Below are 22980 nucleotides of genomic sequence, written 5' to 3' on the forward strand. Positions count from 1 at the left end.
CGTGCAAAGAAACCCTCCCCGCGGAGGGTTTTGCGGTGGAATCGCTTCACTCCACCGCAGGGATACAGATATCTAACGTGCTCTGACACCGACGCTGAAGGGCGAAATGGTCGTGCACGTTAGTTATCAGTTGCTCAGCTGAGCTCGAGTGTTTGATGGCGCACCGCCGCCGGCAGCCTGGGGAGGACTGATCCTGCGGCTGGTAACCGGCGGCGCCGTTGACCAATAAACTACCCCCCCGGCCGAAATCAGCGGCGGGAGACCCGGGAAACCAGCTCGCTCCCCCACGAGCGATGAACTCCAACCCCCGGAACCGGCACGGTTTTTGCATCTCGGCAACCGTTAAGCACTGAGATAACGGTTCGCCTCCGCAAAAACCGTGCCGGTTCCGGGGGTTGGGGCTGACGAAGCGCCGTAATGGCTTCCCGGGGTCTCCCGCCGCCGGCTCGAACGGTTAATCGTCGTCGTCGGCGGCGGCCTCGGCGTGGTGGGCGTGATCGCACTCGCCGCCGAGGTCCATCTTCTCGAGTTCCGGGCACTCACCCTTGCGCCGGCAGTGGTAGTGGGCGATGGCGGCGCGCAGGGCGTCGGTGGCCAGGTTGCTGCAGTGCATCTTCAGCTTGGGCAGCCCGCCCAGGGCTTCGGCGACGCGGTCCCGGGTCAACTGTTCGGCCTCGTCGATGTGCAGGCCGACGGCCAGCTCCGTGGTGACCGAGCTGGTGGCGATGGCCGCTCCGCAGCCGAAGGTTTTAAACTTGCACTGGGTGATGATCCCCTGTTCGTCGACCTTGATATACATCTCCATGATGTCGCCGCAGGTGGGGTTGCCGACGCGGCCGATGCCGTCGGCGTCGTCGATGGTGCCGACGTTGCGCGGGTTCATGAAGTGGTCCATCACCTTGTCGGTGTAGTTGGGCATGGCCTTCCTCGGGGTTGCGTTGAGGTTGCACCAACCATTATGCACTAATATTAGGAAAACGGCAATCCCTAGCGGGATATGTTTTATTCCTCCGGCTCCTCGTGGGAGCGCCCGGTGATGTTGAACAAGCGCCGCAGGGTCGCACCCACTTGGCTGAAGGCCTCGCGCAGCGGGGCCAGGATGAAGGTCAGCAGCGGTCGCAGAATGAAGCGCCAGCTCCCGGACAGCAAGCGCTCCTTGAACCGGCGCTCACGCCTGACGCGCAGCCGGGGCAGCAGGATGCCGCTGCCCCGGCGGTATTCCCGGTATTCATCGCCGTAACGCTCGAGGAGTTGGTCTTCCTCCCCGCCCAGGCGGAGCATAACCAGCGGCAGGGTCAGGACAAAGGTCGCCGAACCGGCGAGGCCGTTCCACAGCAGCAGGGGCTGGGCCAGACCCCACAGCAGGTGGGCGGCGTACATCGGGTGTCGCAGCCTAGCGTAGACGCCGTCGGTCACCAGCTTGGTCTCGGCCTCGGCCGCGACGCCGGGGGACCAGTTCCGCCCCAGCTCGACGTGGGAGCGCCACAGCAGCCAGGTCGCCAGGCCGAACAGCAAACCGCCGCCTACCAAGGCGGCGGCGTTCAGTTCGTAATCGGCGAAGTCCAGCCAATCCGTCAGGGCGTAGGCCAGGGGCAACAGCAGCATCCCGGCGGCGGGGAACAGCAGAAAAATGTACGCCAAGGGTGAGGCCGCCGCCCGGCCCCGGCGCGCCCGCCGCAGCGGCGCCGTGTAACGCACCCGCACGGCGACCGCCAGGAAAAACCAGGCGAAGTAGACGATTACACCGGCCGACCGCATCCGAGCTCCTCAAACGTTGGGGAACGTCAGCGCCAGTGGTCGTGGAGGAACTCGTCGACCTCGGGCAGGCCGCCCTGTAGTACGACGTAGGCGTTGTACTGCTCGCGCTCGGTGATCTCGCCGTTGACCGGGGTCAGCATCAGCCGGCGGACCTCGTCGGCGTCATCGCTCATCCCCAGAGCCCAGCCGAGCTTGATGTAGGCCGTCTCGGGCAGCATGTTGGCCAGCGGAACGACGCCGAGCTCCATCAGATCGCGACCGGTGTCGTAGACGTACATCTGGGCGTAGCCCCAGAGGGTCTGAACGGTCATGTAAACCTGGACCCCGGCTTCGCAGGCCCGCCGCAGGGGCTCGTAGAGCGGCTTGTTGACGTGGCCCAGCCCGGTGCCGGCGATGACGATCCCCCGATAGCCGTTGTCCACCAGGCTGTCGATGATGTCCGGCTGCATGTTGGGGTAATAGTAGACGATGGCCACGCGCTCGTCGAAGACGGCGTGAAGCTTGAGCTCACGTTCGGGATCGCGCTGGGTGTAGTCCGGTCGCAGCGCCTCCGGCGGTGCCTCCGGCGTTACCGTGGCCAGGGGGGTGTCGCCCAGGGTGCGGAACGTGCTGCGGTACGAGCTGTGCATCTTGCGCACCCGGGTACCGCGGTGTAGCAGATTGTAACGGTCCGAGGTCGGACCGAACATGCAGACGACGACCTCGGCAACATCGCCGTGGGCCGCCGACTGGGCCGCGCACTGCAGGTTGAAGGCCGCGTCCGAGGACGGGCGATCACTGGAGCGCTGGCTGCCCACCAACACCACGGGAACGGGCAGGTCCTGCAGCATGAACGACAGCGCCGCCGAGGTGTGATGCAGGGTGTCGGTGCCGTGGCCGATGATGATCCCGGCCACCCCCTGCTCGATCTGTTCGGCGATCTCCCGGGCCGTGATCATGTACTGCTCCGGACCCATGTTCTCACTGAAAACACCGAAAAGCTTCTTGGTCTCCAGGTTGCAGATGTCCGCCAACTCGGGACAGGCGCCGTATAGCTCGCCGGGGCTGAAGGCCGGGATGACCGCTCCCGTGCGATAGTCCAGCCGGCTGGCGATGGTGCCCCCCGTCCCCAGCAGGGTCACGTTGGGTTTGACCGGATCGAAGGGGAATTCCTGCTCCGGGATCTTGTAATGGGCCTCTTTGTAGTCGTGCTCGACGATGCCATTGATCCGCTCGACGGCGATGCCGATGTTGTAGCCGGTGATCATCTTGAGCACGATGTGGCGGTCGTCGGCCTGTTCGGAGCGGGGAAGGATGATACCGGAGAACTCGCCGGTGTCCGTGGTGATGGTGCAGTCGCTCCAGACCCGGGCGCCCAGGCGCTCCAGCAATTCACGGGCCCGGCCGTGGTAGCCCTTGAAAGGATCCGTTGGTTGGCTCATCGGTGCCTCGGTGATGGTGAAGGATGGCGGGGACAGGCGGCGATTTTAGCAGGGCCGCCCGGTCGAGTAAAGTGGACGCCGCGGGGGAGTTTTGAAAAACAGCCCGCCGTGGGGGCGGTCTTCTGCAAGACCGCCCCGCCGGAACCGGCACGGTTTTTGCGGAGGCGGAGCGTTATCATCGTCAGTAACGCTCGCCGAGATGCAAAAACCGTGCCGGTTCCGGCGGGGCAGCCCGGCGGTGCCGCGAAAAGCTGTTGGGCTGTTTTCAAAACTCCCCCGGAGCCACCGCCGAACAGGGCCGTTCCGTGGTGGTCCAGCGGACGCAGTTGTCGTTTAAACAACAAACGGCTATAATGTCCTGAATTGGGTTTGTTGCACTGACCCAACCATTACCGAGCGAGAAGAACCCGACATTTCGTTATCATGACGACCGAGGAGATCACGATGAAGAGAATCCTGCCGGCTTTGCTTACCCTGACCGTCCTGGCCGCCCTGGCCAACCCGACCCCGGACTGCTGGGCCAACGAGGAGCAGTTCATCAAAGAAATGCCCAAGCTGATGGACGAGGTCCAGCGCTTCGGCGACAAGTTCGTCGGTTTGCAGGACAAGATCGTCGCCGTGGCCGACCAACAGGGATTGCCGGTGCCCATCCCCCTCGTCGACTTCACCGACGTGCGCAACCTGGTCGTCAATCCCGTCGCCGGCTCGGCCCAGTTGATCGTCGACTTCCACCAGGAACTCACCGACGCCAACATGCGGATGCTCAAGGCCCAACTGGATACCGCCGAATGGGTCGTCGAGCAGAACGCGGTTCTGCTGCGCACGCTCAACGATCAGCTCGCCACGGCCAACCAGATGCTGATCGATGTCAACACAGCCCTGGCCGAAGCGGCCACCGATCAGCTCCAGGCGCTGCACGACAACCTGGCCGACACCGTCGAGACCCTGACGGACATGGTCAACGACTGGACCGGCGTCTCGTCGGCCGCCGAGGCCATCGAGGACGTCTTCGACGACTGGTTTTAGGCTGTCGTAGAGTTAGTGATAAGCGACGACGGAACCGGGTAGCCGGTTCCGTCGCTGTTTCCCGGGGCGGCTTTCTGGTACAATCAGCGAACTAATCCAGCGTCTGTACCATCGGGGAGGACCTGATGCGACTCGTCATCGGGCTGTTCAAGCTGATGCGGCCCAAGCAGTGGCTCAAGAACGTCATCCTGTTCGCCGGGGTGGTCTTCGGTGAGCTGTTCACCATCCCCAGCGCCCTGTTGACGTCCCTGGCGGGCTTCGGTGTCTTCTGTATGCTGTCCGGCGCCGTCTACGCGCTGAACGATTCCGTCGACGCCGAGAAGGACCGCCTGCACCCGGAGAAGCGTCGGCGTCCCATCGCCGCCGGCGACGTCCCCCGCCCCCTGGGTTATGTCTGGTCCATCGTCCTGGCCGGCGTCGGCTTGTATCTGGCCTGGACGATCAACCTCAACTTCGCCGTCGTCGGCGCCGTCTACCTGACGCTCAACCTGGCTTACAGCTTCTGGGCCAAGGGCGTGGTCATCCTCGATGTCTTCCTGATCGCCGTCGGCTTCGTCCTGCGGGCCATCGCCGGTGTCGAGGCCTTGGTGGCCCTGCCTTACGCGCCGCCGGACTTCGCCCCCTCGAGCTGGTTCCTGCTGGTGACCCTCTTCCTGGCCCTGTTTCTGGGGCTGGAGAAGCGCCGCGCCGAGATCAACTCCCTCAAGGACGGCGCTGCGGGGCACCGCAAGACCCTCGACCACTACTCCCCCCGCCTGTTGGATCAGATGAGCGCCGTGGTGACCACGGCCACCGTCATCGCCTACAGCCTGTACACCATGTGGCCCGACACTGTGGCCAAGTTCGGTACCAACGCCCTGGTCTACACCGTGCCGATCGTGCTGTTCGGCATCTTCCGCTACCTGTATGATGTCGACAAGCGCAACCTGGGCGGTAACCCGTCGACGATCCTGTTCAAGGACGCCTTCCTGCTGGTGACCGTGGTGGTCTGGGTGGCCGCCGTGGTGCTGATCCTGTACTTCAAGCCCCAGGTCTGATTGCTTCGGTTAGCTGTTGTCCATCGGGGCGGGTCCGTTGACCCGCCCCTTTTCCTAGGGAGGCACCGGCGTTGGTTCCTCCGCCCCCTCGGCGCGGCCGCTCTGCTGGAAGAAAGGAGGGCGAACCCGCCGGTGCCGGCCGTCGTCGATAACTCCAACACATGCACCAGGCCGAGCCGGTGCGCTCGGTGTGGATACCCGCAGCGGCATTGGCTGGGGTGGGCCAACCGTCGGGGGCAGTTTATCGTTTTGCGCTATGCGATATTCATCTGAGGTATTTTACCGACTGTTTTTTGTTAGGGATCATCACAGAAGATTACATCAGCTATTGCAGTTGGGCACTTATATCGGCGTGATCGGGTCTGTCATTCCGCCACCGATGAGGGGGGCAATGTGGCGGGGAAGTGCGGGTCGCGGGAGCGGCGCGCCAAGCGTCCCGGCTGCAACGACCGTTACCACTACCGCCGCGCCGAGGGAAGTCAAAAGGCCAGCGTCGCGGCAAGCCGTTCAAGCGTCGTCGCCGGGGCGTCGCAACGCGCCGCCGGAAAAACGCGGCGAGATAGCGCGTCTGTTCCGGCTCGGCGTCCCGACGGCGCGGGTCGCAACGGTCCCGGGCAGCCGGCGCGATACGGCATATCGCTACTACGAGCGAATCCGCCGGCGCTTGGCCGCCGTTGGCCAGGCCGCGCTCGACCCGACCAGCTACACCGATACGCCGACGGCCGGCGAGCCTGGACGAAACTGTCGCTCAACGGCTTCCACCACAGGCGCGTCGAGCACCAACGGGAATTAGCCTACGGCGGAATAATCAACAAAAGCATCAACGGTATCGAGACTTCCGAGGCTACGCAGAACGCCGCCATGGCCCCCGGCTCCGACCTCGGCCGACAACTCCTCGAGGCCGTCTGCGCCGACAAGGGCTTAGAGGTAGCTGATTTCAAGCTGATCAACTTCTGGCCCAAGGGCGACGGCGGCTACGCCGTGGCCGTCTACAACCCGGAAACCGGCACCTCCTACGCCTGCGAGGTGGCCGACGATAAAACTACCGTCGAGAACACCGGCTTCTACGTCGAGGGTCCCGGCGGCGATTACGCCAAGCTCGTCGAGATGGCCGCCGAGGGTCGCGGGCCCTTCAGCGACTACCCCGGCGGCGTGATGATCGCCCGGGGTGCCGAACTGAACTCGGGCTGGCGGGTGACCTTCACTACGGGCTGGGATGACGAGCGGAACGGCCGGCCCCTCGAGGACATGTCCTCGATCAGCCTGGACTGACGGCAAACAGCTTCTTGTAACAGCAGGGGGCGGATCGTCCGATCCGCCCCCCGTCCTTAGCGGGTCCTTCCGCCGATAACGGACCGGGCCACCGGCTGCCACGCCGGCGGTCCGGGTGAAACGGGGCTGGTATCCGGGCCTTCCTGCGGCAAGATGCCGCCGAGGTACGGCGCCGGCGGCTCACGTGTGAATGTTCGTTCTACAGCCGGTCCTCGAGCTCGGTCATCGCGGAGTAGTTGACCGGGGTCAGCCCCGCGGAGCGCAGCAGGGCCTGGTAATTGCGGTAGAGCTTCTGCGCCGTCGCCGCTCCGCGCCGGGGATCGTCGCCGCACCACAGCTCGACGACCAGGTCGTCGTAGTCCCTGGGGGTCATGGCGAAGTTCCCGGCCTCGCGAATGCCGGCCAGTCCGGGTTTGCGGGTCCAACTGCGGTTGAGCAGGCAGAGGACTTCGCGCAGCTCCTCGAGCATCCGGTGAGCACAGTAAGAGAACTGGCCGCAGTCGGTTTCATCTTTGCTTTCCAGCACGCCGCCGTAGGCCTCATAGACCAGTTCGGGCAGGATGTCGGTCAGCAGGTCGTTGAAGCGCCCCTCGTCGACGAGGCGCCCCCGGGCCGACCATTTGTCCCGGAGCCGCTTATCGCCGGCCAGGGGCAACAGCTCATCGAGGACCCCCATCCAGTATGACCAGCGGCGTCCCGGTCCCTCGAGCTGGGCCAGCAGCTCCTGCTCGTCGATCCGGGTAATCACCACGGGGACGTTGTGGTAGAGGAAGCTGGGGACCTTGATCGTGCGGCGCTGCCGAACGACCAGCAGCAGCTCGATCGCGTTCCAGGACTCGGCGTCGCCGCGGCGAGTCGAGCCGTAGACCCCGGCCAGGCGCAGGCTGTCACCGCGCCGCTTGTCGATCTTCTCGACGATCAGTTGCGCCAGGGTGCTGCGTTGGACCTTGCTGAGCATTGTTCACCCGGTGTCGGGGTTTTTCTGGTTGTAATCGACGTCAGTCCGTCGGAGGGCGGCGCGGGGTGTCGACGCCGGCCTGGCGGCGGCTGAGGCCGAAGAACTCCAGGCAGAGGTCGATGTCGTTGGAGTGGACGGTGTGGTCGGCGAACTTGAGCAGGTTTTCGTCGCCCTTGCCGGCGACGATGACGCTGTCGCCGGAGCGGGCAACGTCGAGGGCGGCGTGGACGGCGGCGCGGCGGTCGAGGACGGTGCGGACCTCGCAGGCCGGATTGTCGACGCCGGCGGCGATCTGGCGGGCGATCTGCGCCGGGTCCTCGCGGCGCGGGTCCTCGGTGGTCAGGATGACGAGGTCGGCCAGCTCGGCGGCGGCCCGTCCCATCTGTGGCCGCTTGGCGGCGTCGCGCTCCCCGGCCGAGCCGAAGACGATGATCAACCGCCCCGGAGTGAAACGCCGGGCGGCGCCGAGGGCTTTGGTCAGGCCGTCGGGGGTGTGGGCGTAGTCGACGATGACGTTGAAGTCGGCGCCGACCTCGAGGAACTGGAAACGGCCGGGGATCTGGGACAGCTCGGCCAGGCCGCGAACCAGGGCCTCGTCGGTCACGCCCAGACCACGGCAGATTCCGACGGCCAGCAGGACGTTGTAGACGTCGTAGGCTCCGGCCAGCGGGGCGCTGAGCCCGAGCTCCCAATCGCCGTGAACGGCGCGCAGGCTCAAGCTGCGCTCGCCCAGGCGAACGTCCTCGGCGCGCAGCTCGGCCTCGGAGCCGCGACCGTAGAGGAGCCGTCGTCCCGCGGGAACCGCGGTGCGCCGGACCCACTCGTCGTCGGCGTTGAGCAAAGCCGGGGCCGCGGGCTCGAGCTGCTGGAACAGCCGGGCCTTGGTGAAGAAATAGCCCTCGAGGCGCTGGTGGTAGTCGAGATGCTCCGGGGTCAGGTTGGTGAAGCCGGCGGCGGCGAAGCGCAGACCGGCGGTGCGCTCCTGGTCCAGGGCGTGACTGGTGACCTCCATCATCACGTCCTCGACGCCGGCGTCGACGGCGCTGCGCAGCAGCTCATGGAGCTTGAGCGGCTCCGGCGTGGTCCAGACGGCCTCCTCCCAGTCGTCGTCGATGTAGTAACCCGTGGTGCCGAACTGGGCCGTGCGGCGTCCGGCGGCCCGCAGTACGGCGGCGATCAGGTGGGCCGTCGTCGTCTTGCCGTTGGTGCCGGTGACGCCGATCAGGCGCAGCTTCTCGGCGGGGCGGCCGAACCAGGCGGCGGCCAGTTGGGCCAGGGCCAGCCGGGGCCGGGAGCTGACCGCCCAGGCGACATCGACACCGGCCGGCGGAGGCGTCGGGGCCACCACGGCGGCGGCGCCCATCTCCAAAGCGTGGGACAGATAGGCCAGGGCGTCGTGACCCACCCCGCCGGTGGCGACGAAGAGGGTTCCGGGCTCCACGGCGCGGGAGTCGTAGGCCAGGGCGGTGATCGTCGCCTCGCCCCGCGACTCCTCGACGGCGGGTGCCGCCGCCGTCAACTCGCTGAACAGCAGCGCTTCGGGTTTTTCGCTCAAGGTCCCAACTCCTCGATCAGGCGGCCGATCCGGCCGCCACGGGAGTAAACGGCGTGACGGCCCTCGGCCTCGTATTCGCTGTGATCGCCCCGGGCGGCGCGGCGGTAGAGCCGGACGCGCACCCGGCCGCCGAGCTCGTCGGTGACGGCGCCGGGAGAGGTAACGGGCGCCGCAGCGATCTCTCCGGCGGGAGCGCCGCGCCGCAGCTCCAGCTCCAGCCCCCGGGTGCGATCCTCCAGCCGCAGGCTCAAACCCCGCTTCGTCGCTTCGATCCGCAGCGGACGGGCGCCGGAAAAACTGCTGAAGCGGTGCAGCTCGCCCCGATGCCAGAGACCAACGACGAAGCCGCGGTGCGGTCCTTCGAGTTCGGCCAGCAGCGCCACCAGACAGACGCCGCCGCCGGGGAAATGGTTGCACTGCAACCGCAGCCAGGCCGTCGGCGACTCACTGCCCCAGCTCTTCTCGACGTACACCCGGCCGTCCGTGAAGTCAAACCCGGTTCCGTCCAGGCGCAGCGAACCCGACAAGGGGCCGTCGAAATTGAGCACCTGAAAGCGGCTGCGGATCCAGGGCACCAGGGCGGTGCGCCCCAGGGCTCCGGGCTCGAACAACCGCACCGGCCAGCCCCGACCGCCGTGGATGCGCACCAGGCCGCTCAGCTCGATCTCCTTCCGCTCCAGCTTGAGCTCCAGCCGGCGATCGCTGAACAGGCAGTCGCCCAACCGCAACCGCCAGCTCCGCCGGGAGTAATCGAAGGCGTCGGCGGGGAAGGTGAGGCGGCGACCACCGGCCTCCGTTTCCACCCCCAGGGTGCCCCGGAGTTCGCCCGACTCACCATCGACAACACAGCCCGGCTTGAGCAGCAGCGTCCGCCCCGCGGCGTCGAGCAGCTTGTAGCACAGGTCCTCGTAGTGCTGCGTCGCGCGGCGCGGTCCCTGATAAACGGCGGGTTTCCAGAGGGGCATCGCTGGGGTCCGTCGAAAGCCGGAACCACGCAGACCACGAAACGGCGCGGCGCCGACGGGAGGGAAGAACGGTAATCAAGCGAGCTTTGAACGGTTTACCCTTGCGTTGTCAACAAGATCGGGGCCTGGAACCTTCGTTGACGACCCGCGGTGTCGACCCATTTCATCTTAGCATCGACCCGAAAAGCTGACAAGAGCCTTGGACAGCGGAGTCGATCTCCGCTAAGATATCCGTATACGATACTACTCGGTTTCACCGACGGCTTCATCCTGCAATTCACTCCAGCCGGGCGGCTACCATACCCACCGCGCAACCAGCGCGACGTGTCGTTTTCCTGCGGCCCATGCGGCCGGAGCTGCGGGACCACCTGCACCGTGGTCTGCGCGACAGCGCCGTCGACCTCGTCTTTCCCGCTGCCCGGGAACCGGCCGCCCTGCTCCCCCTGGTCGGCGCCGCCGCCGCCCTCGTCGGCTGGCGACCCACCGCCGAGCTGCTGGCCGCGGCGCGCTTCCTGCGCCTGTTCATCAACCCCGGCGCCGGCGTCCAGGGCATCGTCCACCTCTTCCGCGAACTTAACACCGGGCGCGAGCCCCCCGTCGTCCTGGTCAACGGCCACGGCAACGCCTGCTTCACCGCCCAGCACACCGTGGCCCTGCTGCTGGCGCTGACCAACCGCATCCTGCCCCACCACAACTGGCTCGCCGCCGGACGCTGGCGCACCGGCGACGCCGAGGCCGCCTCGCTGCCCCTGCGCGGCCGCCGCCTGGCCCTGCTGGGCTACGGTCACGTCAACCGTCGAGTCCACCGCCTCCTCGCCGGCTTCCCCCTCGAATTCGCCGCCCTGCGGCGCGACTGGCGGAACGCCGCGCAGGACCCGCCGACCCCGCTGCGCCGCTGCGGCACCGCCGAACTCGCCGAACTGCTGGACTGGGCCGACATCCTCGTCTGTTGCCTGCCCGAGACCTCGGCCACCCGCGGCCTGATCGGCCGTGACGAGCTGGTCCGCCTGGGCCGCCGCGGGCTGCTGGTCAACGTCGGCCGGGGTCCCGTCGTCGACGAGAACGCCCTCTACGAGGCCCTCGACCAGGGACTCATCGCCGGCGCCGCCCTCGACGTCTGGTACGACTACCAACCCGCCGCCGACAGCACCGGACGCCGTCACCCCTGGCACCGGCCCTTCAACGAACTGAACAACGTCGTCCTCTCGCCCCACCGCGCCGCCTCGCCCTTCGATGACCTCGGGCGCTGGAACGAGGTCATCGAGAACCTGAAACGCCTGGCCGCCGGAAGGGACGACTTCCTCAACGTCGTCGATCTCGAGCTGGGCTACTAGCCGCCGTTGAAATACAAACGCCTGAACCGCCGCAAGACCTTCATCTACCACGCCGGAACCGGCACGGTTTTTGCGGAGGCGAACCGGCCTGAAGACTTCGAAGACCGCCGAGATGCAAAAACCGTGCCGGTTCCGGCGGCGCTGATTCAACAACGCTGCCGAGAACAAACGGTCTTTCAACGGCGGCTTCATCGACCGTCGATTACGGCTCTGGCCACGCCGATTGAAACTGGATTCATCGTACGCGCAAACGGGGAGGAACGTCGATGGAGGTCGAACTGCGGGAACTGCGTTGGGTGCCACGCTGGACGAGCCTGCTGGGCTGTCTGGAGGGCTGCCTGAGATTCCTGGGGCGGGAGGTGGAGCCGGTCTGGCTCTTCGGCGCCACGGGCCACGCCTTCGTCATCAACATCCACCGGCGGGACCTCTGCCCCAGCGGCCCGACGGCCTGGGATACGACGGGACTCTACGAACTGGGCCGCCAAGCCGGCTTCACCACCGAGGCCGTATTCGCCACGCTCAACCAGCCCCATTTCGCCGCCAAACGCGTCGAGGCCTGGCATCGCGCCCAACGGGCCCTGAAAGCCGGCAAGCCCTGCATCGCCTGGGAGCTGCAGGTCCCCGAGTATTACATCATTAATGGATACGATGAGCTGGGTTACCACTACTCAGGACCGCTGGCCGAAGAGAGCGCCGGACCCAAGGCCTGGGGCGAGCTGGGCGACAGCGAGATCGGCGTGCTCAACCTCATGATCGTTGAACTCAACGAACCGGCGCCGGAACGCGAACTCATCCACGCGGCGCTCGCCTTCGCCCTGCGCTTCGCGGCGAAGGCCAATCCCTACGTCCTCGAGGCTTACGCGGCCGGTCCGGCGGCCTACGAGGTCTGGCGTAACCATCTGGCGTCCGGCGACCCCAACCCCCACGGCACCGCCATAAACGCCCAGGTTTGGGCCGAGTGCCGTGGTTTCGCTCCCGCTTTCCTCCGGACGGCCGCCGGTCGCCTACCGGCCCTGGCCGGCGAGCTGGAAAAGGCGGCCCGAGAATACGATAGGGTCGCCACCGAACTCGGCCGGGTCGCCGAGCTGTTCCCCTTCCATGACGATCAGGAGGCCAACGCTCGCGACCGTCGGCTCCTCGACGAGGCCGTCGCTTGTTTGGAACGGGCGAGAACAGCCGAGCTCGCCGGCCTGGCCAGGCTGGAACAGCTCGAGGTGGTGTTGAGGTGAAGCGCACGGCGATCAGCTTCTCCAGCGATCGTTCAACCTTGACCCCCGCCGATCTCCAGCCCTTCTTCGTCGGCTGGCCCAATCCGCCGGAGGAGGCTGTCCGGCTGCAAATCCTCCGCCGAGCAGACCTGGTGATTCTGGCTCGGGTTCACGGTCGACTGGTCGGCTTCGTCACCTGCCTGACCGACGGCCTGCTCAGCGCTTTCATCCCCCTGCTCGAGGTGCTGCCCGAGCACCAGGGACGCGGGATCGGATCGCAGCTGATCCAGCGTCTGCTGGACGAGCTGGGACCGCTGTACGCCGTCGACGCCGTCTGCGATCCGCCGACGGCGACCCTCTACGAAAACCTGGGTTTCACCCGACTTTGCGGTATGGCCCGCCGGGAACTCAGCCTTCAACGGGGAAGAACACCGGCGAGCGAGCGTTGAAAAACAGGCCCGCCACCGACTAAATCCGCCGGAACCTTAGCCCCGGAACTGGCACGGTTTTTGCATCTCGGTGACCGTTGGCGCGATGCTAACGGTTCACCTCCGCAAAAACCGTGCCAGTTCCGGGGCAAGTGTCGGTGGCGGCTCAGCGAGCGGGGGAGCCTGTTTTTCAACGCTCGCTCGCCGGTGTTCTCGAGGGTTGAGCGAGCCCCGCAGCGCCTGTTAAAACCGGCCCCGCAGGGCCGGTTGCTAGTTATGGGATGAGTGCGTAGTCCAGGGTACTCGCCTAGGGTTCGTCGGCGGCGGCATGGTCGAGCTTGACGTCGCCGAAGTGCAGCGGATCATCCTCGGCGGGGTTCATTTCGTGCTCGATGTTGGTCATGTCGAGATCGCCGCTGTTGAAGTCGTCGCTGATCTCGAGCTCCAGCGGTCCCTCCTCGAGGACGGCCTGGTTCTCTTCTTCTTTGGTGGGGGTGAAGGTGAACTGTCGGGCGGTCTGGATGGGGTCCTGATCCCCGAGGATATACAGTTCGGGATCGACGTTGATGCCGTTGTGCAGGACCTCGTAGTGCAGGTGGGTTCCGGTTGAGCGGCCGGTACAGCCGACGAGGGCGATGACCTCGCCGCGTCTGACGTGATCGCCGGGTTTGACGTAGAGGTTGCGGCAGTGGCCGTAGCGGGTCTGGTAACCGTAACCGTGGTCGATACGGATCAGCAGTCCGTAGGCTCCGGCGGCCCGGGCGACGACGACGACGCCGTCGGCGGCGGCGACGATCTTGCCGTTGCCCCGGGGTACCAGATCGACGCCGTTATGGAATTCGGTGCCGCCGGTAATCGGGCTGCGGCGGTAACCGAAACCGGAGCAATTGTGGGCGTAGGGCAGGGGATTGAGCGAGGGCAGGTGCTTGAGGTAATCGTTGCGCTGTTCGTTGAGCCGGACCAGCTCGCTGAGCTGATTGCGCTGGCGGTCGATGACGGCGCCGGCGTGGAGCAGGTCGACCTGGAAACGGTTGCCCGCGGCCAGGGCCTGCCCGAGTTCAGGACCACCGATGCCGACACCCTCGCCGAGTCCGGGATCGAAGCCGTGGTAGAGGCGCAGGGTGTCGTTGACGGGTTCGAATTCCTCGGCCCGGGCCAGCAACTCTTCGAGATGGAGCTCGAGCTCGGCGAGTTCCTCGCGCTGGCGGCTGTCGAGGTACTCCAACTCGGAGAGCTGGTGGAAATCGACGAGTTGGCTGAAGTAGACGACGACGAAGGTGATCGCACCGAGGACGGCCAGGGAAAGCAGGCCGCCGATAATGACCACTAGCGCCTTGCCCAGGCGCGAACGGCCGACATCGGCGCCGCGGTGGTGTTCGACGAGTACGGTAACGTCGCTCAGCTTCATCAGTTGTCGCTTATATAGTTAAAGGTTGTTAGTAAGTCGTTTGGAATAATGCAGTGGTTTATTGTAGCGTCGATGATACAAAAAAAATGTGAGCCGTGCAAGAGGTTTTTGTGAATGCGTACCTTAGGGCTTGATGAGATTGGTTAGCTCACGGCGGAGTGGATGATCGAATGACGGCAGCGTGCCCATGGTGGCGGCATAACCGATGACGGCAACAAGCAGCAACTCATGGAGCAGTAACTCATGGAGCAGCAACTCTCGAGTAGCATAAATGGGCGGCATCACCCACGCCGCTGTACCGTTCCGCGGAAGGTGAGGACTAGCGGGTGACGTTGACGACCAGCCGGTCCCAGGGGTGATTGGCCGCCCTGACTGTTTGTACTGAACGGATCAGCAGTTGGTACCTACCGAGGTGGGTAGCTGTGACAGGCAAAGCACCAACCGTCCTCGGTCGTCGGAACCAGTATCGCGCCGGAGGAAACCGTTCAAGTCCCGCCGCGACAGAAGGCGGTTACTTGACTGTTTCACCTCTGATTATCGTTGGCGGAATAGAGTGATGCAGTCCCGGGTCACATGCTGCTTTGCGGTCCCAAAACGCCTCAATGATGACTGGAAACGAGGCTACGACAACGGCGCCCATGCCCGGCGCCGTTGGTTGGAGAGCGTCGCCGCTTCGGTCCCGGTCAGCCCCGGTCATCGCCGGCCGCCGAGGGCTCGGCTGTGCCGCCCAGGAAGATGTAGTTGATCAAGACCAGAGCCACGCCGATGACGATCGCCGCGTCGGCGACGTTGAAGGAGGGCCAGACGAACTCGCCGACGTTGAAGCGCAGGAAATCGACCACGGCGCCCAGGCGGACGCGGTCGACGAGGTTGCCGAGGGCGCCGCCGATCACCAGGCCCAGGCCCCAGACGACGCCGCCGCGCGGGCGCTCCTCCAGCGCCAACCAGACGAGCATCAGCACGGCGGCCACCAGGGTGACCCCGACCAGGATCCAGCGCACCCCGGGCAGTTCCCGCAGGAAACCCCAGGCCACCCCGGTGTTCTGGTGGTGGATGAGGTGGAAGAAGTCGGGGATGACCACCAGTCCGTGATGCCGGGGGATCAGGTTCTCGACGAGGATCTTGCTGATCTGGTCCAGGACCAGGGCCGCCAAACCGACGAACAGCCCCAGGCGGCGTTCGCCGAGGTTCTTCCAAAAAACCGGCCAACCGGGCCACTTCACTCGATCACCCCCAGCTCGCTGGCGCAGCGTCGGCAGACGGGCTCCTCGCCGGGCAGGCCGTCGACGAGTTCGGCCTCCACGTGCCAGCAGCGCGGGCACTTGTCACCGGGAGCCTCGGCAATCTCGACGGCGGCGCGGGCCTCGGTGGGCACCTCGCCGACGCCGTCCAGCGCCACACCGCTGACGATGAACAGGTCGCGCAGCTCGTCGGCACCGTAATCGGCCAGCAGCGTCGCCGTTTCCTCGTCGGCGGCGCGCAAGGTGACCGCGGCGTCCAGGGAGTTGCGTTTGGCGGCGCGGAAGGGCTCCAGGGCCTTGAGAACGTCCTCGCGCACGGCCATCAGGGTTTCCCAGCGGGCGGCGAGGTTCTCATCGCGCCGGACGGCGTTGTCCGGCCAGTCGGCCAGGTGGACCGAGTCCGCCCGCTCGCCGGGCAGGTACTCCCAGGCCTCGTCGGCGGTGTAGGCCAGGATCGGCGAGAGGTAGACGATCAGCGACTCGGCGAGGCGATAGAGCGCCGTCTGGGCGGCGCGGCGTTTGGGCGAGTCCGCCGCCGAGCAGTAGAGCCGGTCCTTGAGCACGTCGAGGTAGACCGCCGACAGGTCGACGGCGCAGAAGTTGTGCAGCAGGTGGCTGGCGCGGTGGAACTCGTAGGCCTCGTAGGCCCGACGAACCTCGCCGCCGAGCAGGGCCAGGCGGTGCAGGGCCCAGCGGTCCAGCTCCAGCAGGGCCTCATCAGCGACGGCGTCCGTCGCCGGATCGAAGTCGCCCAGGTTGCCCAGCATGAAGCGCAGGGTGTTGCGGATGCGCCGGTAGGCCTCCGTGCTCTGCTTGATCAGCTCCTCGCCCAGGCCGATGTCCCGGGTGTAATCGCCCGAGGCGGCCCAGAGGCGCAGGATGTCGGCACCCCAGCGGTTGCAGATGTCGTCGGGGTTGACGACGTTGCCCAGGCTCTTGTGCATCGCCCGGCCCGTCGGATCGACCACCCAGCCGTTGGTGACCACGGCGGAATACGGCGCCTGATCGCGCAGGGCCAGCGCCGTCAGCAAAGACACCTGGAACCAGCCCCGGTACTGGTCGCCGCCCTCGAGGTAGACGTCGGCGGGCCAGCGCAGGCCGTCTTCGGCGCGCTTGAGTACGGCGAGATGGCTGACGCCGCTCTCGAACCACACGTCGAGGATGTCCGTCTCGCGCTTGAAGCTCCCGCCCCCGCACTCGGGACAGGTCAACCCTTCGGGAACCAGGGTCTCGACGGGCTCGCTGAACCAGGCGTCGCAGCCCTGCTCACCGGCCAGGTCCCGGGCCCGGGCGGCGATCCGCTCGTCGAGGATCAGCTCGCCGCAGTCGGCGCAGTACAGTGCGGGGATCGGCACGCCCCAGGTCCGCTGCCGCGACAGGCACCAGTCCGGGCGCTGCTCGAGCATGGTGCGCATCCGCTCGGCGCCCCAAGCGGGAACCCAGTCGACCGCGGCGGCGGCGCGGACTGCCTTCCGGCGCAAATCGGCGTGATCGGCCTTGAGGAAATACTGCTCGGTGGCGCGGAAGATGACCGGCTGCTTGCAGCGCCAGCAGTGGGGGTAGGAGTGACCCACCTTGCCGTGGGCCAGCAGGGAGCCGTCGGCGCGCATCCGCTCGACGATCGGCTCGTTGGCCTCGAAGACGTGCAGCCCCGCCCACTCGGGCACTTGATCGGTGAAGCGGCCGGCGTCGTCCACCGGCATGACGACGGGCAGCTCGAAGCGTCGACCCGTGTAAAAATCCTCGGCGCCGTGACCCGGGGCGGTGTGGACCAGCCCCGTACCCTGCTCCAGGGTGACGTAATCGGCGGGCACGAAGACCACCCGCCGCTCGAGGAAGGGATGGCGGCAGACCAGCCCGAGCAGCTCCTCGCCCTTGAAGGCCTTCAACTCCCGCGGTTTCTCCCAGCCCAGCTCCTCGTAAACGCCGTCGGCCAGGCCCTCGGCCAGCAGGTAGCGGGCGCCGTCGCGCTCGACCAGCAGGTAGCGCAGCTTGGGGTGCACGGCCACGGCGACGTTGGAGGGCAGGGTCCAGGGCGTGGTGGTCCAGATGACGGCGTAGGCGCCGTCGAGCTCGCCGTCCAACACCCCGTCCGGATCCTCGACGACGGGGAAGCGGACGTAGACCGAGTGGCTGAGGTGATCGGCGTACTCGACCTCGGCCTCGGCCAGGGCCGTGCCGCAGGAGGCGCACCAGTGGACGGGCTTGAGCCCCTTGTAGATGTAGCCCGCGGCCAGCAACTCGCGGAAGGAGTCCAGGGTGGTGTACTCGTAGCTCTTGTCGAGGGTCAGGTAGGGCTCTTCCCACAACCCCAGCACGCCGAGACGCTTGAACTGGCCGCGCATCTTGTCGACGAAACGCAGGGCGAACTCCCGGCAGGCCCGGCGCACGGCCACCCGGTCCATCCCCTTGATCTTGTCGCCCAGCTTGCCCGCCACCTTGTGCTCGATCGGCAGCCCGTGACAGTCCCAGCCCGGCACGTAAGGGGCGTCCCGGCCGATCAGGGTCTGGAACTTGACGATGACGTCCTTCAGAATCTTGTTCAACGCCGTGCCGGCGTGGACCTCGCCGTTGGCGTAGGGCGGGCCGTCGTGAAGGATGAATTTTTCCCTTCCCGCGCGGGATGCACGGATTCGGCCGTAAAGGTCCAGCTCCTCCCAGCGCTCCAGCCTCGCCGGTTCGCTCTGCGGCAAGCCGGCGCGCATGGGAAACTTGGTCCGGGGCAGGTTGAGGGTCGCTTTATAGGGTTTGGCTGCCATGGTTACCGTAGTGGAAAAGGGCTCGTGTCGACGGAGTGAACAGTGGATAAGCGGGGCAAAAGTAGCAGCGCCCGGACCGGATTGTCAAGACTCCCGCGGTGTCGACCGTCTCGGCGTCCCCCCGCGGCGACCCACGCCCTCCACCCCGCTTCACCGACACCACCCCGACCCGGCCCCGGAACCGGCACGGTTTTTGCGGAGGCGCAGCGTTGCCGCCGCACCAACGGGCGCCGAGATGCAAAAACCGTGCCGGTTCCGGGGCCGGGGAAGCGATATCCTGCACGGTACGGGGAGTCTAGTCGCCGCGGGCGGGGCGCCGAAGAAATATCTTGCTACCAATACTCCCGCCTGTTACAATTCGACACAGGCAGTGGCCGCTTCCGTTTCGCACTCCCGCTCGAAGGAGGGGTAGTTGAAAATCCTCATCGTCGACGATCACCAGCCGACCCTGGCCCTGTTGTCGGCCATCGTCAAGAAGGGTGACTACGAGCCCCTGACCACGGAACGGGCCAAAGAGGCCCTCAAACTGCTCAACGAGAAACAGATCGGCGTGGTGTTCACCGACCTGGTGATGCCCCAGATGGGCGGACTGGAGTTCCTCAAGCGGGCCAAGGCCGTCGAACCGGACCTGCCGATAATCGTAATGACGGGTCAGGGTACCATTGAGAGCGCCGTCGAGGCCATGCGTCACGGCGCCGAGGACTACCTGACCAAACCCATCGCCCGCAGCGAGGTGCTGCTGCAGATCGAGCGCGCCCTGGAAAAACGCCGCCTGGTGACCGAGAACCGGGAGCTGCGCGGCGAGCTGGCCGAGCGCTACTCCTACGACAAGCTGATCGGCAACTCGCGCCAGATGAAAGAGGTCTACTCGATCATCGCCAAGGTGGCCCCCTCCGACGTCACGGTGATGATCAGCGGTGAGAACGGCACGGGCAAGGACCTGGTGGCCCGGGCGCTGCATTACAACTCCCGCCGCTCTGCGGGACCCTTCGTCAAGATCGACTGCACCGCCCTGCCCGAGGGGCTGTTGGAGAGCGAGCTCTTCGGTTACAAGAGAGGCGCCTTCACCGGAGCCGACCGCGACAAGCCGGGCCGGGTCGAAAACGCCGAAAACGGCACCTTGTTTCTCGACGAGATCAGCGATCTGACGATGCCCCTGCAGGCCAAGGTGCTGCGCCTGATCCAGGAGCACCGCTTCGAGCGTCTGGGCGAGAACAAGACCCGCAGCGTCGACGTGCGCATCCTGGCGGCCACCAACCGTGACCTGGAGAAGGAGATCGAGCGCGGCGCCTTCCGCCGGGACCTCTTCTACCGCCTCAACGTCGTGCCCATCGAGCTGCCACCGCTGCGGGAACGCGAGGGCGACGTGCTGCTGCTGGCCACCAGGCTGCTCGAGCGGACCTGCGAACGTTACGAGCGGCGCAGCGGCGGTTTCGAGCCCGAGGCCGTCGACGCCCTGATGCGCTACCGCTGGCCGGGCAACGTCCGCGAGCTGGAAAACCTGATCGAACGCCTGGTCGTCCTCGCCGACGGCCAGACCGTCCGCGTCGGGCTGGACGACCTGCCCGACGATGTCGTCGCCGCCGAGGACAGCTTCCTCAGCCAGGCCGCGGCCCGCGACCTCTCCCTGGAGGAGCTGGAGAAGGAATATATCAAGGTCGTGCTGACCAAGACCGGCGGCCACAAAGCCAAGGCCGCCGAGCTGCTGGGCATCAACCGCAAGACCCTGCTGGAAAAGCGCAAGCGCTACGGCCTGGATTGAAGTTTTCCGCTGACGACAGGCTTCATCGTGCAACGACTCGACCAACACGGGTGGCTATCGTGCGTAGAACTGGACTGATACTGCTGACGATCCTGCTGCTGGCCACGGCCTGCTCCACCAGCCTCGAGGGCTCGGGCAGCGGCAAGGGTCTCGAATGGGCCCGGGAAAAGGCCGAGCCCCTGGCCGCCCTCTGGGACCCCGACTACGAGGAGGCCGGCCTCGTCGGCCTGTGGGTCGACGGCCGGGGCGAGTTGGGCGAGGAGGCCGACAACCCCGCCTGGGCCCTGGCCTACACCGCCCCGACTAAACAGGAACCCGTCGTGGTCGTCGTCGACTATGACGGCCTGGCGGGCCTGGTGCCCACCGACGAGTTCGAGCTCGAGTTCGAGCAACCCCTCGACCGCTACGACGACGAGGACGTCCGCAGTTGGACGGCCGCCGCCGGCGAGGCGATGGAGGAGCACCCCGCCCCGCTGGAGGCCTACGACCGACTTCTCGGCGTCAGCTACGACGGCTACCTCTTCCAGAGCGATCTGGCCGCCGTGGGTTTCTTCGAAGAAGCCGACCAGCAGACCGAGTTCGACCCCGAGAGCTTCGACCTCTTCAGCCTGATGGAGGGCGCCTACGCCTTCGTCCTCGTCGACTGCGGCAGCGGCAGCGTCCTGCTCAAGAGCTGGGAGATCATGCCCCGCGGCTCAATGAACTGCCTTAACCGGCTAAACTGAGGCAAACCAACGTACTACCACGGGGGGAAACGACCGATGAAACGCCCGCTTTACCTACTGCTGATCGCCTTGATCCTGCCGGCCGGCTTCGGCTGCGACGGCGGCACCGGCGCCGATGACGACGGCGGCGGCGGCGATGGAGACAAAACCCTCTCCTGGGCCCTGGCCAAGACCGATCCCCTGGCCGACGCCTGGGACGCCGCCAACAAGCTCGTCGGCCTCGTCGGCCTGTGGGTCGACGAGAACGGCGCCCTCGACGAGCAACCCGACAACCCCGCCTGGGCCGCCCTCTACACCAACCAGGCCGCCGACGCCGGCTACGGCGTCCTCGTCCACTACGACGGCGCCACCGAAAGCGATATCGAAGAGGGCCCGCCGGACCTGACCGTCGAGATCGAACCGCCCGCCGACGACAAGGTCGACGACCTGATCGACGCCGCCGTCGAGGCGCTGGAGAGCCACCCCGAGCCGCTGGAAGCCTACGATTACGCCTTCTGGGTCGGTTACGACGACCAGCTCACCCAGGGCGTCGTCGCCATGGTCAGCTTCTACGCCGAGACCGACCAGGACACCCAGTACGACGAGGATTACTTCGACCTGCCCGAGCCCTACGCCTACGTCATCCTCGACCTGGAGACCGAGCTGATCCTCTGGAGATCCTGGCTGTTCTAGCGCGAAAACGCAGCGCCAACACCCCCGGTTCCTGCACCGGGGGTGTTGGCTGTTTCACGGTGGATGCGAAGTGAACGGGGGAACGTCATTGCAGACTATATTAATCAGCAATATGATTTGTTATTGTCCGTGCGCAAGTGCTATGCTAATGGTTGAGACGGCAACCCGACCCCCGCTTCCCTCCTCTCCGCCGGAGCCATGCGCCAGCTGCTGATCACCAGCGACTATCCGCCCAACAACCCCGGTGGGATGACCAACTACTACCGCGGTCTGGTCGGGCACCTGCCCGGCAGTGTCAACGTGCTGACCGTCCAGACCCCCGGCGGGCCGGAATACGACGGCGCCAGCCTGGTGCCCACCCTGCGCCTGCGACCCTCGACGGGCTGGCTCGACCGCCTCGGCGGCCACCGCCGTTGGTATCACGCCGCCCGCCGCCTGATCGAGCGCCGCGGCATCGAGCTGGTCCATTGCGGTAACGCCAGCCCCTACCGCTGGGTCGTTCAGCGGCTGTGGCGCAAGACCGCAACCCCCTTCGTCATCTACTTCCACGGCAACGACGTGGCCCGGGCCGGCCGGCGCCTGGCCGGCTCCCCCTTCCACAGCCGAAGCTGGCGCCGCATCGCCGACGCCTGCAGCGCCTTCGTCGCCAACAGCGCCTACACCGCCCGCCTGGCCCGCAAACTGCTGCCCATCAGCGCCGACGACGTCATCGTTTGCCACCCCGGCGTCGATGACGCCTTCCTCGGACTGCGATACACCGCCGTCCTCGATCACACCGGTCCGCCGCGGCTGCTCGGCCTGGGACGACTGTTGCCGCGCAAGGGCTTCGACACCGTCATCCGCGCTCTGGCCCTGCTAAAACGCCGCGGTCTCGAAGTCCACTATCGATTGGCCGGAGGCGGCGATCAGACCCCCTACCGTCGGCTGGCCGCCCAACACGGCGTCGCCGAGCAGGTCGAGTTCCTCGGCTTCGTCGACGACGATTTCATCCCCGACCTGCTACGCTGGGCCGACGCCTTCAGCATGGTCTCCCGTCTCGAAGACCACGGCACCGACGTCGAAGGCTTCGGCATCGTCTATCTCGAGGCCGGCGCCCTCGGCCGCCCCGTCGTCGCCGGACGCTCCGGCGGGGTCGAGGACGCCGTACTCGACGGCCGCACCGGTCTCCTCGTCGACGACCCCGGCTCCCCCGCCGCTGTGGCCGACGCCCTCGAACAACTGCTCCGCCATCCCAACCTGGCCCGCCGCCTCGGCCACAACGGCTACGAACGCGTCAACGGCGAATTCAACTGGGACCGCCTGGCCGGACGCCTCTACGACAACCTGCGACGCCGATTGGAAAACCGGCGGGCCGAAGCCGGTTAACAATGCCGTCCCGTTAACGCCGACCCGACCGCCAGCCGGTCGGGTCTTCCGTTGCGCACACCCGGGCGATCCTGGAAAAACCCACA

19 protein-coding genes are annotated in these 22980 nt (G+C 66.4%); 10 read left to right on the forward strand and 9 right to left on the reverse strand.

Going from position 1 to position 22980, the window contains the following annotated elements:
- Positions 1 to 454 precede the first annotated feature (454 nt).
- The 3 genes from GF399_12395 to gatD all read right to left on the reverse strand — a co-directional run bounded on the left by GF399_12395 (position 455) and on the right by gatD (position 3179).
- Positions 455 to 919 (reverse strand): iron-sulfur cluster assembly scaffold protein, encoded by a 465-nt coding sequence (locus tag GF399_12395; GenBank protein ID MBD3401112.1) that lies wholly within the window; start codon positions 917 to 919, stop codon positions 455 to 457.
- Between the two features lie 83 nt (positions 920 to 1002).
- Entirely contained in the window at positions 1003 to 1758 is a 756-nt protein-coding gene (locus tag GF399_12400) for a hypothetical protein (GenBank protein ID MBD3401113.1), read from the reverse strand.
- A 26-nt stretch (positions 1759 to 1784) separates the two neighbouring features.
- Positions 1785 to 3179, reverse strand: a complete 1395-nt coding sequence (gatD, locus tag GF399_12405) for a Glu-tRNA(Gln) amidotransferase subunit GatD (protein MBD3401114.1) — start codon at positions 3177 to 3179, stop codon at positions 1785 to 1787.
- 444 nt (positions 3180 to 3623) lie between these two features.
- Between gatD and GF399_12410 the strand changes: the two genes are divergently transcribed.
- The 3 genes from GF399_12410 to GF399_12420 all read left to right on the forward strand — a co-directional run bounded on the left by GF399_12410 (position 3624) and on the right by GF399_12420 (position 6514).
- Positions 3624 to 4205 (forward strand): hypothetical protein, encoded by a 582-nt coding sequence (locus GF399_12410; protein MBD3401115.1) that lies wholly within the window; start codon positions 3624 to 3626, stop codon positions 4203 to 4205.
- Between the two features lie 125 nt (positions 4206 to 4330).
- A complete protein-coding gene (locus GF399_12415) occupies positions 4331 to 5242 on the forward strand; it encodes a decaprenyl-phosphate phosphoribosyltransferase (GenBank protein MBD3401116.1) in 912 nt (303 codons plus the stop codon).
- A gap of 861 nt (positions 5243 to 6103) precedes the next feature.
- Entirely contained in the window at positions 6104 to 6514 is a 411-nt protein-coding gene (locus tag GF399_12420) for a hypothetical protein (protein MBD3401117.1), read from the forward strand.
- Positions 6515 to 6713: 199 nt separating this feature from the next.
- Here the strand turns inward: GF399_12420 and GF399_12425 are convergent, their stop codons facing one another.
- From GF399_12425 to GF399_12435, 3 genes are read right to left on the reverse strand one after another with little or no spacing between them, the layout of a single operon-like run.
- Complete coding sequence (locus tag GF399_12425) at positions 6714 to 7472, reverse strand: hypothetical protein (protein ID MBD3401118.1); 759 nt, start codon at positions 7470 to 7472, stop codon at positions 6714 to 6716.
- 40 nt (positions 7473 to 7512) lie between these two features.
- Positions 7513 to 9444 carry a UDP-N-acetylmuramoyl-L-alanyl-D-glutamate--2,6-diaminopimelate ligase gene (locus tag GF399_12430; GenBank protein ID MBD3401119.1) on the reverse strand — a complete coding sequence of 644 codons (1932 nt, stop codon included), beginning with the start codon at positions 9442 to 9444 and terminating at the stop codon, positions 7513 to 7515.
- Positions 9024 to 9992 (reverse strand): hypothetical protein, encoded by a 969-nt coding sequence (locus tag GF399_12435; protein ID MBD3401120.1) that lies wholly within the window; start codon positions 9990 to 9992, stop codon positions 9024 to 9026. Before GF399_12435 ends, GF399_12430 begins: the two co-directional genes overlap by 421 nt.
- Before the next feature lie 344 nt (positions 9993 to 10336).
- Here GF399_12435 and GF399_12440 point away from each other — a divergent pair, with 344 nt between their 5' ends.
- The 3 genes from GF399_12440 to GF399_12450 all read left to right on the forward strand — a co-directional run bounded on the left by GF399_12440 (position 10337) and on the right by GF399_12450 (position 12983).
- Positions 10337 to 11326, forward strand: coding sequence for a hydroxyacid dehydrogenase (locus GF399_12440; protein ID MBD3401121.1), 990 nt, complete (start codon positions 10337 to 10339; stop codon positions 11324 to 11326).
- A gap of 266 nt (positions 11327 to 11592) precedes the next feature.
- On the forward strand, positions 11593 to 12555 hold the full coding sequence (locus tag GF399_12445) for a hypothetical protein (GenBank protein MBD3401122.1): 963 nt from the start codon (positions 11593 to 11595) through the stop codon (positions 12553 to 12555).
- Positions 12480 to 12983, forward strand: a complete 504-nt coding sequence (locus GF399_12450; protein MBD3401123.1) for a GNAT family N-acetyltransferase — start codon at positions 12480 to 12482, stop codon at positions 12981 to 12983. Before GF399_12445 ends, GF399_12450 begins: the two co-directional genes overlap by 76 nt.
- 286 nt (positions 12984 to 13269) lie before the next feature.
- Here GF399_12450 and GF399_12455 read toward each other — a convergent pair whose 3' ends face one another.
- From GF399_12455 to ileS, 3 genes are all read right to left on the reverse strand, one after another.
- On the reverse strand, positions 13270 to 14370 hold the full coding sequence (locus GF399_12455) for a peptidoglycan DD-metalloendopeptidase family protein (GenBank protein MBD3401124.1): 1101 nt from the start codon (positions 14368 to 14370) through the stop codon (positions 13270 to 13272).
- Positions 14371 to 15053: 683 nt separating this feature from the next.
- Positions 15054 to 15692 carry a signal peptidase II gene (lspA, locus tag GF399_12460; protein MBD3401125.1) on the reverse strand — a complete coding sequence of 213 codons (639 nt, stop codon included), beginning with the start codon at positions 15690 to 15692 and terminating at the stop codon, positions 15054 to 15056.
- The gene (gene ileS / locus GF399_12465) at positions 15590 to 18370 is read right to left on the reverse strand and encodes an isoleucine--tRNA ligase (GenBank protein ID MBD3401126.1); all 2781 of its coding nucleotides are present in this window, start codon (positions 18368 to 18370) and stop codon (positions 15590 to 15592) included. Before ileS ends, lspA begins: the two co-directional genes overlap by 103 nt.
- A 412-nt stretch (positions 18371 to 18782) precedes the next feature.
- On the opposite strand from ileS, the gene GF399_12470 reads away from it, so the two are divergent.
- The 4 genes from GF399_12470 (at position 18783) to GF399_12485 (ending at position 22894) form a co-directional block, all read left to right on the forward strand.
- Positions 18783 to 20132, forward strand: coding sequence for a response regulator (locus GF399_12470; GenBank protein ID MBD3401127.1), 1350 nt, complete (start codon positions 18783 to 18785; stop codon positions 20130 to 20132).
- Between the two features lie 59 nt (positions 20133 to 20191).
- Positions 20192 to 20857, forward strand: a complete 666-nt coding sequence (locus GF399_12475) for a hypothetical protein (GenBank protein MBD3401128.1) — start codon at positions 20192 to 20194, stop codon at positions 20855 to 20857.
- Positions 20858 to 20893: 36 nt separating this feature from the next.
- Positions 20894 to 21529: a hypothetical protein gene (locus GF399_12480; GenBank protein MBD3401129.1), complete on the forward strand. Its 636-nt coding sequence runs from the start codon at positions 20894 to 20896 to the stop codon at positions 21527 to 21529.
- A gap of 198 nt (positions 21530 to 21727) precedes the next feature.
- On the forward strand, positions 21728 to 22894 hold the full coding sequence (locus tag GF399_12485) for a glycosyltransferase (protein ID MBD3401130.1): 1167 nt from the start codon (positions 21728 to 21730) through the stop codon (positions 22892 to 22894).
- The last annotated feature ends 86 nt before the right edge of the window (positions 22895 to 22980 follow it).

It is taken from the genome of Candidatus Coatesbacteria bacterium (assembly GCA_014728225.1).
Taxonomy (GTDB): Bacteria; RBG-13-66-14; RBG-13-66-14; order RBG-13-66-14; family RBG-13-66-14; genus WJLX01.